This window comes from Saccharicrinis sp. GN24d3, from assembly GCF_052400645.1.
In the GTDB taxonomy this organism is placed as follows: Bacteria; Bacteroidota; Bacteroidia; order Bacteroidales; family Marinilabiliaceae; genus Saccharicrinis.
The window spans coordinates 110,642-122,177 of sequence record NZ_JBQTGI010000014.1 but is presented as its reverse complement, the minus strand read 5'-3'; the positions used below and the strand labels follow the sequence as shown (position 1 = coordinate 122,177).

General features: G+C 39.6%; 8 protein-coding genes. All 8 read left to right on the top strand.

What is annotated here, in order from left to right; translation table 11 throughout:
- Positions 1–197 precede the first annotated feature (197 nt).
- Positions 198–1,064, top strand: coding sequence for an NAD(P)H-binding protein (locus ACT29I_RS17080; RefSeq protein WP_430934232.1), 867 nt, complete (start codon positions 198–200; stop codon positions 1,062–1,064).
- A gap of 854 nt (positions 1,065–1,918) precedes the next feature.
- Positions 1,919–2,737, top strand: coding sequence for a pseudouridine synthase (locus ACT29I_RS17075; RefSeq protein WP_430934233.1), 819 nt, complete (start codon positions 1,919–1,921; stop codon positions 2,735–2,737).
- A gap of 117 nt (positions 2,738–2,854) precedes the next feature.
- Complete coding sequence (gene glmM / locus ACT29I_RS17070; protein WP_444793992.1) at positions 2,855–4,246, top strand: phosphoglucosamine mutase; 1,392 nt, start codon at positions 2,855–2,857, stop codon at positions 4,244–4,246.
- A gap of 385 nt (positions 4,247–4,631) precedes the next feature.
- Positions 4,632–5,969, top strand: a complete 1,338-nt coding sequence (locus ACT29I_RS17065; RefSeq protein WP_430934235.1) for an efflux RND transporter periplasmic adaptor subunit — start codon at positions 4,632–4,634, stop codon at positions 5,967–5,969.
- Between the two features lie 3 nt (positions 5,970–5,972).
- Entirely contained in the window at positions 5,973–7,334 is a 1,362-nt protein-coding gene (locus ACT29I_RS17060; protein WP_444793991.1) for an ABC transporter permease, read from the top strand.
- A gap of 11 nt (positions 7,335–7,345) precedes the next feature.
- Positions 7,346–8,836 (top strand): TolC family protein, encoded by a 1,491-nt coding sequence (locus tag ACT29I_RS17055; RefSeq protein ID WP_444793990.1) that lies wholly within the window; start codon positions 7,346–7,348, stop codon positions 8,834–8,836.
- A 35-nt stretch (positions 8,837–8,871) separates the two neighbouring features.
- Entirely contained in the window at positions 8,872–10,110 is a 1,239-nt protein-coding gene (locus ACT29I_RS17050; protein WP_444793989.1) for an efflux RND transporter periplasmic adaptor subunit, read from the top strand.
- Between the two features lie 169 nt (positions 10,111–10,279).
- A complete protein-coding gene (gene mdh / locus ACT29I_RS17045; protein ID WP_430934239.1) occupies positions 10,280–11,203 on the top strand; it encodes a malate dehydrogenase in 924 nt (307 codons plus the stop codon).
- Positions 11,204–11,536 lie beyond the last annotated feature (333 nt).

The window sequence follows — 11,536 nt, the reverse complement described above, 5'->3', positions numbered from 1 at the left end:
TTTCAATGGGCAGCTGAATGGAGTGATTATCTTCTTGCTATTCATATAAGCGGCAAGTAAATAATGAAGCTGAAAGCAGATGACATAATGGGAATTGCTAATAAGGTAACAGCTGCCAGTAGGAACTATATGAATAGTTATATCATGGAGTTAAAAGAAGGGTAAGTAATCATAAAGAATCCGTAAATCAATAAAATATGAAAATAGCAGTAACAACGGCAAGCGGCAACTTAGGTTCAGCAATTGTTGAACGACTGAAGGTTGAAATTGGAAAAGAAAATTTAATCGGGATTGCACGTACACCGGAAAAAGCAATATTCCTGGATGTAGAAATTCGAAAAGGAGACTACAATAATAAAGCAGACTTTGTATCAGCACTTCAGGGGGTAGATGTTGTTCTACTGGTCTCCGGGATGGATCACCCGGATAAAAGAATACAACAGCATCGAAATGTTATTGAGGCAGCCAAAGAAAATGGGGTTAAAAAGATCGTCTACACCAGCATCTTTGGCGCAGCGACCGGAAATGCTTTTAGTCCCATAGTGGCGAGCAACCGTCAAACAGAAGAGGACATAAAAAACTCCGGTATGGCCTGGGCAATAGGTCGCAACGGCATTTATATTGAACCTGATTTAGCGTATATTGAGAACTATAAAAAAGAAAGAGGTATCGTTAACTGTGCTGCAGATGGCAAGTGTGGTTATACGTCGCGCAATGAATTAGCATATGCCTACTTTAAGTTGCTCACTGATGATAGCTTGCTGCGCAACACATTTAATCTGTTTGGACAAACCATTACACAACAACAACTGGCCGATGCTATCAACAAAGCATATGGTCTTGAGCTGACCTTTAAAAGCATATCAGTTGAAACGTATACGGAACAGCGTAAAGCGGCTCTCGGCGATTTCCTAGGTACTGTAATAGGTGGAATATACGAAGGAATTAGATACGGAAAATTTGACGGGCCATCTGATTTCTTTAAGGTAGCAGGACGCGCTCATCAATCAGTAGACGAAATGATTAACAATTATCTTCAAAAACAAAAAACAGATTCAATCTGATTTTAATATCCAACTGATTTGGAAAAACTAGTTTATTTGGGATTATATTGCATCTAATGAGCTAATATTTACAGCCTGTTGCGCATAAGAAGTGCACGGGATTTGGATCCGTGGGGATAGGTGGAGTAAATCCACCATTCTATCCCAAGTAGCCGTGTTTTGGGTACGATACATGGAAGGTTCTAGTTTTAAGATCCTTCCTAAAATAAAGAGTTTTGGTACACGGAACCTATTTTAAACCAGAAGAAATTCAGAAAGATACCATAGTTGTTGACTGGGAAGATTAAAACGTATTCATTATCCCGATTATGTATTAGAGGTACGTAATGAGCATTTAAAATACCATAAAACAAGAAGTTGCTGAAGCGTAGCATAGCGCCGTTCCGATGAGTTGAAGCAACTCAGTGAAAAGCCTTGTTTTGAAGTGGTTTTATTGTGTAACAGGATTTTTAATACATATTGCGGTCTAAATAGTAACTTTCGTGAAGGCTCGGTTCAGATAGGAGTCATATAGAACCCCATCCCGGTTAATAATATCAGCGGTTATTAGCTTTGCACTTACCGAAGTTTTTTTTTGAATGGAAAAAATTAATTGCCCTTGATAGATGAGGTTCGATTCCCTTGGATTCTCAAGTAACATAAACCCGGATTTGAAATAGGAATAATATCGAAGTTTAATCTGCGTTTTTTTTAAGCAACAATTGAATTTGAGGCGATGCTAGTTTAAAAGTGGATAAGAAATCCGGCTCCAGGAAAGTTGCAAGCCTTAAACCTGAAAAAAAGGATAGTAGCCATAGGTGTAATTGTGAATCCTCAATAATATTTATGACCTTTGCACAAAATTGTAAGGGAATATGAGTGAGCGGAATTTTAAAGGACGAAGAAAACCTAAAATTAATAGGCAGGAGAGTGGTTTAAAATCACTTCAGGATAAGCATGCGACTTCAACATCAGATAAAAAAGAAATACGGCTAAATAAGTTTATTGCCAATGCTGGCGTTTGTAGCAGGAGGGAAGCGGACAAACTGATAGCCGAAGGACTAATAACCGTTAATGGGGAAACAGTTACATCAGTGGGAACCAAGGTCAGGCTTTCGGACAAAGTTATTTATGAAGGAAAAGAACTGAATGCAGAGAAATTGGTTTATGTTCTTTTGAACAAACCCAAAAATTGCGTGACTACACTTAGCGATCCGCATGCCAAACATACCGTTATCGATATTGTAAAACATGCATGTTCCGAGCGAATTTATCCTGTGGGGCGATTGGATAAAATGACAACGGGAGTTTTGTTGCTGACCAACGATGGCGATTTGGCCAAGCGCTTGACTCACCCGAGCCACGAACACCGTAAAATATACCATGCCTTTTTGGATAAAGGTATTACACAGGAGGATTTGGACAAAATTGCCACCGGGTTCGAATTGGAGGATGGATTTATTAAGTCCGATAAAATAAGTTTGGTGCAAGGAAATCCCATGGAGGTAGGTGTTGAAATCCATTCCGGTAAAAACCGAATTGTACGACGTATTTTTAAACATCTGGGCTATGAGGTAGTAAAATTGGATAGGGTATATTTTTCCGGGTTAACCAAAAAAGACGTTCCTCGTGGGAAATGGCGTTTCTTGACTTCAAAAGAAATTACATTTTTAAAAGCGGGTATAATGAAATAAAGTGCTGGTGTAAGTATGCCGGTATTTTAGATTTCCCGGCAATTTATACATACACTTTTTACTAAATATTATCATCTTTACCCAAAAGTTTAATTCAAACACAAATATGATAAAGCTATGACCTTAATTAAATCCATCTCAGGAATTAGAGGTACAATCGGAGGACATCCCGGAGAGGGCCTGAGTCCTTTAGATATTGTTAAATTTACGGCAGCTTATGCGGTATGGGCTAAAGAAAATACGCAAAAAGAAAGAATTACTGTAGTCGTCGGTCGTGACGCCCGAATCTCTGGCCCTATGGTTGATAAAATGGTGGTAGGTACCTTAATGGGCTCAGGAGTTGATGTGATCAACCTTGGCTTGTCTACAACCCCTACAACGGAATTGGCCGTGACCATGGAAAAGGCGGACGGCGGTATTATTTTAACAGCCAGCCACAATCCTAAACAATGGAATGCCTTAAAGTTGCTAAACAACCAAGGGGAGTTTTTAAGTGCAGCTGACGGGGAAAAAATTTTAAAGATCGCTGATGCGGAAGAATTTGCATTTGCTGAGGTGGATGATTTAGGTTCTGTTAAACAAGACGACAGCTATTTGCAAAAACATATAGACCATGTTTGCGGTCTGGGACTGGTTGATGTTGAGGCTATCAAAGGTGCAAACTTTACCGTAGCGTTAGATTGTGTAAACTCTACGGGTGGTATGTATTTGCCGCCGTTATTAAAAGCTTTGGGTGTAAAAAACGTTATGGAATTGTATTGCGAGGCTAACGGGCAATTCCCGCATAACCCGGAACCTCTGCCAGAGAATTTAACCGAAATTTCGGCCATGATCAAAGATAAAAAAGCCGATGTGGGTTTTGTGGTGGATCCGGATGTTGACCGTTTGGCTATTGTTAACGAGGACGGCAGTATGTTTGGGGAAGAATATACCTTGGTGGCTGTTTCGGACTATGTGTTGAGCCAAACAAAAGGAAATACGGTTTCCAACCTTTCTTCAACCAGAGCATTGCGCGATGTGACGGTGAAAAATGGAGGATCGTATTCGGCTGCTGCCGTGGGTGAAGTGAATGTGGTTAATAAAATGAAGGAAACCAATGCGGTAATCGGTGGTGAAGGAAACGGTGGAATCATTTATCCAGCCTCGCATTATGGACGCGATGCACTAGTTGGAATTGGATTGTTCCTTACTTTATTGGCGAAGTCAGGTAAATCCTGTTCGGAGTTAAGAGCTACATATCCGGGGTATTTTATCTCTAAAAATAAAATACAGCTAACCCCGGCATTGGATGTAGATAACATTTTGGCTGATATGAAAGCGAAATATAGTCATGAGCAGGTAAACGATATCGATGGAGTTAAAATTGATTTTCCTGACAGATGGGTCCATCTTCGAAAGTCAAATACAGAGCCTATCATCAGAATTTATTCCGAAGCACCAACAGATGCTGAGGCCGATGAACTGGCGCAAAAAATTATAGCTGACATCAAAGAGGTAGCAGGTATTTAAGATGAAGCAAATTTGCTAAATCCAGAAACGTCCCTTTGGATGGTACTAAGAGACGTTTCTGATTTTATCTAATTACAAGGACAATGGTTCCCTGTACGCCATGAAAAGTCATCAATACGCCAATCCCATTCAAAACATATGCATTACGGCAAACTAAAGTGTCATATTTTCTAAATTAAGCACATATCTAACTATATAATAATCTAACTATCAGTTTGTATGCATGGCATGTTCTGTGCGGCATAGAAATACCTTTCATAAGCCTTCTGTTTTTTTAATATGTACATATATAAAAATATGTTACAATATTTATTGCTGCATATTACACAATGGGCATAATATTTGTTGCTATTGGCAATTGTCCAGAACTGTAAAATCTAAACTAATGAGAAACAAAAAAAATGTAAACAGGTTAATTATAGCCTGTCTCATAGTAACAATTGGGATCATTTACTTTGGTTTTATAAAACCTGCACCATACTCGGAAAATTCAATTCAGGCAGAAGTCAAAAGAGGAGATTTTAAATCGTTAGTTTATAGCACAGGGCAACTTCAGGCACAAAATTCTGTATCTATCAATGTTCCAAACGAATTATCTGCACGTTACATTAATATATATGAAATTAAGGTAACAAAGCTAATTGAGGAAGGTACGGTGGTCGATTCGGGCGATTATGTGGCATCACTTGATCATAGCGCAGTGGAAGAAAAGATGAGTGAAGCGTTAGTTACACTTACCGAAAAACTGGAAGCTTATGAAGATGCTAAAATAGATACTAATATCAATTTAAGTAATTTGCGGGACAACCTGATTACTGCCAGGATTGATATGGAAGAAAAAAATCTAATTTTAAAACAGTCTGTTTATGAATCGCCTTCCGTGATACGTCAGGCTAGTTTAGACGTGGATAAAGCAAAACGAAAGTTGGATCAGGAGTTACGTAATTATGATTTAAAAAAACAGCAAGATGTCATTAAGGTCAATAGGGCCTATAAATCCATCGAAAGCGTTAGGACCAGGATACAAGAAATAGAGAACCTATTTGAAGCAATTGATATTAAGGCTCCGGCACCCGGGATGTTAATTTACAGTTTCGACCGAACCGGAAATAAAATAAAGGTGGGAAGTATAGTGAACCGGTGGGAACCTAAAATTGCCGAATTACCCGATCTGACGTCCATGATCTCAAAAACTTTTATTAACGAGGTCGATATAAGCAAAATTAAGGTAGGGCAAAAAGTTAAGGTGGGTGTAGATGCCTTTCCCGAAAAGGAGTTTGACGGGGAAGTAACCGAAGTAGCCAATATCGGACAGGTAATACCCGGAGGTGATTCCAAAGTGTTTGAGGTATCCATACAAGTGCATGGATACGATAAGGATTTAAGGCCTGCCATGACCACGGTTAACATAATCACCACAAATACCTTGAACGATGTGTTATATATCCCGCTTGAAGCTGTTTTTAAAAATGATTCCATCACATATGTTTACAAAGCCGATCTGCCAAACAAAAAGCAAATCATAGAGTGCGGTGCAGAAAACGAAAATTATGCAGAAGTCAAACAAGGGCTTCGACAAGGTGAAATGGTGCTGATGAATGAACCTGTGCCAAACACGGAAATGGGTTATATAGGATTGGATATCTATGAATACCTGTTGCAACAGGATTCCGTTCGCAGTGTAGAAACGCAAGAACAAGCATTACATATCAAAGGTAAATAGGCTATGGGCGAAATCAATAAATTATATACCAGGTATATACATAATGTTATCATTGCCATCGAGGCTATTTTCGCAAACACGGTAAAATCGCTCCTTACCGCCTTGGGTATCATGTTTGGTGTAGCGGCGGTAATAAGTATGCTGGCCATAGGCAAAGGGGCCCAGAATGAAGTGTTGGAGCAAATTAAACTGGTAGGGGTTAATAATATTATTGTAACACCAGTGCAAAAGGCCGTGGATTCAGAAGGTGATCAATCGGAAGATGACAACGAGCATACGGGCAGGAGAAAATCAAGAGGATTGACCCTTCAGGATGCCCATTCTATTTTAGAAACCATTCCTTCGGTAGCAAAGGTGAGTCCTGTGATTTCGATGAATTATTATGCTGTTAAAAGTGGTAAAAGTTATCCAATCGTACTGGAAGGTGTCTCGGCCGATTATTTTTCATTGCTAAACATATCCATTAAAAACGGGAAATCTTTTAGCGCAGAACAAGATAAAAGAGGATTACCGGTATGTATCATTGGTGATAATGTAAGAAACAAGTTCTTTAACCAGGATAATCCAATAGGCAATTACATAAAGGTTGGCGAAAATTGGCTTCAGGTAATCGGTGTAGCGGAGAAAAGAGATTTTACCACATCTGCTTCCGATGAAATGGGAATTAGCTCGTCCGACAATAAAGTCTTTGTGCCTGCCCAGTCGTTATTAATTCGATATAAAGACAGATCCAGGATTAACCCTGCCGATTTTGAACGTATGAGCAGAGGAGGCAATCGAGGTCGTAGTAATGATGAAAGTAATTCTTCGGAGCGCCAAAACCAGTTGGATAAGATTGTGGTTCAGGTAGCTGAAACGGAACACTTAAGCGCCACCGCTGATATAGTTAAAAGGATGTTGTTGCGTAGGCATTCGAACCTGTACGATTTTCAGGTGACGGTGCCTGAACTTTTGTTGAAACAACAGCAAAAGACCAATGATATATTTAACATTGTTTTAGGGGCTATAGCGGGCATCTCTTTGCTGGTAGGTGGAATAGGTATTATGAATATCATGCTGGCTTCTGTTTGGGAACGCATTCGGGAAATAGGGACCCGTCAGGCCCTTGGGGCTTCACGCAAAGATATCATCGTCCAGTTTTTATCGGAATCGACCCTGATTAGTATCGTGGGCGGATTGATTGGGATAATCATTGGTGTAAGTATGGCATATGTCATTGAAATGGCTGCTAATATTAAAACGATAGTTTCGTTTTGGTCCGTTTTCATTGCCTTTGGCGTATCTGCTACTGTTGGGGTAGTTTTTGGGTATTTGCCCGCACGCAGCGCTGCCAACCAGGATCCCGTTGAATCTTTACGACATTAAATATAGCAAACATGACAATCAAGCAATTGGCCTTAATCATATGCATCGCGGTATTGTGCTGTTATTCTACATCTGCCCAAAAGGAAGAAGTGAGTTTGAACTTAACTTTGGATCAGGCAATTGAAATAGCATTTAACCAATCGATATATAGTTTCCGACAAAAGCACATGTATTTGGCCTCCTATTGGGACTTTAGAAGTTATAAGGCCGAAAAGCTCCCTTTGTTGGGCTTAACTTCCACACCGGTTAGCTACAACCGCACCATTACTTCAAGGTACGAAGACGGTGAAGATGTTTTAGTGCCTTCGGAAAGATTTAGTTCGGATGCAACACTGGATGTATCCCAAAACATAATTGCCACAGGCGGAAAAGTGTCCGTTTCAAGTGAGTTTCGAAGATTGGAGAATTTAGAAAGCGGCAATGTGTCCTATTCATCTATTCCGTTTTCAATAGGTATATCGCAACCCATAGGTGGTTACAATTATTTTAAATGGCAATCGAAAATTGAACCTTTAAAGTTCGAACAAGCTAAGCGGGAATATTTGCAGAGTTTGCAAGAATTATCGGAAAGAACAACAAACGTTTTCTTTAATTTAATTAAAGCAGAGATTAACCTGAATATTGCCGAAACCAATGTCTTCAATGCCGATACGCTATATCGGATTGGTAAAGGACGCTTTGAGATAGGCACGGTTACACAGGATGAACTGTTGGACCTGGAGTTAAGTTTGCTGAATGCAAATATTGCCTTAAGTAAATCAAAGGTCGACCTGGAACAGGCACGTTATTCCATTAATTCTTTTTTAGGATTAGATGATAACGTTAATATTATATGTGTGTTGCCATCGGAAATCCCTGAGTTTAAAATTCAGGTAGACGAAGCGATGGCAATGGCGCTGGAAAACAACCCGGATATATTAAATTACAAACAACAGCTTATTGAAGCCGACAGGGGGATTGCACAAGCCAGAGGGAACAATGGGATTGATGCAAGTGTAAGTGCGAATTTTGGGTATAACAAAAACACCGATAAGTTTGACGAGGTGTATCAAAGCCCTTACGGAGATGACCAAAGATTAAGCCTGAGCCTTGGGATACCCATTGTGGATTGGGGTAAGAAAAGAGGTCAGGTGCAAATGGCACGCTCTAATAAAAGGGTGCAGGAAGCCACTGTTCGACAATCTAAAATTGACTTTGAGCAAAACGTGTTTTTGCAGGTGATGGAGTTTAATATGCAAGAGGAGCAAGTGAAAATTTCTGCCAAAGCCGATACTATAGCACAGCGCGGTTATGAGGTGACCAAACAAAGGTTTTTAATTGACAAGGTAGATGTAATCAAGTTAAATGCTGCCAGAAACTCGGTGGATGCTGCCAAACGAAGTTATATTGAAAGTGTTCAAACATATTGGACCAACTATTTTAATATCAGAAAAACCACCTTATATGATTTTGAAACCAATGTAACGCTTATGAAAGAACTGGACAGCTTGCTGCAAAAATAATAGATCAGACAAATAATACTTGACAAAAAACGAGCATGAGATTTTCATTAAAAAATATTTCCGGAAAATATACCCTATGGGGTATATTGGGTGTATTGGTATTGATTCCGGTTTTTGTTCTTTGGCCATCATCACTTAAATATGAAACCGCACAGGCCGAGATTGCACAATTTGATTTAGAGGTTTCGGCGGAAGGTGAAGTGCAGGCATTGGAATACGAAAATATTAATATTCCGTCTTTAATCAACAAGCGCGAATTAAGGATATGGTATTTGAAGATAAGCAATATGGTGGCGGAAGGCAGCAAAGTGAAAAAAGGCGATTTTGTGGCCTCTTTAGATCCAACAGACGTTGATATGCGCATGAAAAGAAGCATAGAGAGGATAGATGAGTACAGTAACTCGCTGGAATCGGCAGTTTTGGATAGTACGATCATTTTGATGCAAAAAAGAGAAGAGCTGATCAATACAAAAGATGACTTGACGGAATCCCAAATAAAGGTAGAACAATCTAAATTTGAATCAAAAGCAACGCAGCGCCAGGCCAAAATAATGCTGGAGAAAGCTCAATTAGACATAAACAACAAGAGAAGAAATTTGGAGAAAGAAGCGCAAAGGCAAAAAATGAAGGTTGAGCGCTTAGAAAGAAAGCTGGAAGAAGAGCAACGTGAAAAAAAACTGTATGAAGAGCTGAGGAAACAATTACAGATAAAATCTCCTTCATCGGGAATGGTGGTGTATGGTAAGGATGGGAGGGGGAGAAAAACCAAAGTAGGTGACGATGTTGGTCCATGGATGCCTATAATTGCAACCATCCCCGACCTAAACTCTCTCGTTTCTGAAGCGATTGTTAAGGAAATTGATATTGCAAAAATTAAAGTCGGCCAAAAGGTTTCGGTTGTTATTGATGCTTTTCCCGAAGAAGAATTCGAGGGTGAGGTTATGAAAATTGCAAATATGGGGCAGCCCATTAAAGGTGCTGGGATGAATGGTTTTAAAGTTATTATTGATATCAATACAAACGGCAAAAAAGTCTTGCCAAGTATGACCACCAACAATAAAATTTTAATAGCAAGCTTTAGTAATGATGTGGTGGTCCCGCGTATGGCTGTTTTTAACGAAGGTTCGTATCAGGTAGTGTTTTTGAAACAAGGTGTTTCGGTGGTTAAAAAGATGGTTGAAATTGGTGGGGAAAATGAGACCCATATAAGAATTACCCACGGGTTAGATCCCGGAGATGAGGTGTTACTCTCACGACCTGAAGGGTTTAACTAAATTTGGACAATGGGTGCAACTCTTTGGTGTTTTTGTTGTTGTAAAGATGTTGTTAAACATCGTTTAATAATTGAAGAAAAATATCTGCAATTAAAATCAACTGCATATATTTGTTCCTCCTTAAAAATACATAACAACAAAATATAGCAAAATTTAAAGTAATACAATTATGAAAGTAACCGTAGTTGGAGCAGGAAACGTTGGAGCTACTTGTGCAGACGTTTTGGCATACCGCGAAATTGCCAATGAAGTAGTTTTACTGGACATTAAAGAAGGTGTGGCCGAAGGAAAAGCCTTGGATATTTGGCAAAAAGCTCCTATCAACCTGTATGATACTCGGACCGTGGGTTCTACAAACGATTATGGAAAAACAGCAGGTTCTGATGTTGTTGTCATTACATCTGGCCTTCCTCGTAAACCAGGGATGACTCGCGATGACCTAATTTCGATCAATGCGGGAATCGTAAAAACCGTAACCGAGAACGTAGTAAAGCATTCGCCGGAGGCAATCATTATTATTGTTTCCAACCCGCTTGATGTGATGACCTACCAGGCTCACATTTCGTCTAAATTCCCTCGCGCCAGGGTGATGGGTATGGCAGGAATCCTGGATACTGCACGTTACAGGGCTTTCTTAGCTGAGGAATTAAATGTTTCCCCCAAAGATATTCAGGCTGTGTTAATGGGTGGACACGGTGATACGATGGTTCCACTTCCCCGCTACACTACGGTAGGTGGAATTCCGGTTACTGAGCTGATAGATGCCGATAAACTGGACGCTATTATTGAACGTACTAAATTCGGTGGAGGCGAGTTGGTTAAACTAATGGGTACTTCTGCCTGGTATGCACCCGGTTCTGCTGCTGCTCAAATGGTTGAAGCGATCGTAAGAGATCAAAAAAGAGTATTTCCGGTTTGTATTAAGCTGGAAGGAGAATACGGAATTGATGACTGTTATTTGGGTGTGCCCGTAATTTTGGGTAAAAACGGTATCGAAAAAGTAATTGAGCTTGACTTGAACGAAGAAGAAAAAGCATTGTTGGAGACTAGCCGCACGCACGTTTTGGAAGTGATGAAAGTATTGGATAAGTAATATCTGATATAATTAGATAACATTAAAGGCTGTTCGTAATTTGGACAGCCTTTATTTTTTCACACTACTACTGTCCGACAAAAAAACGCTCCTATAAACCTATACCTCTTTTGTCTCAAGCCAACGGGCTTTTCATTTTTAGTTCGTCTAAGTTTTTATATCTCAATGGTTTTTATGATTTCGGCTACGATCCAATTGCCTTGGCTGCAAACGAAACACAAATCGCACTGCCATTTGTGCCGCCGCTGGCATGAAAAAGCTAAAAATCAGTACGCTTCGCTCAAAAAAATAACCTTACTAGGTTCAAACAACTTTTACTTTTATTGATTTTTA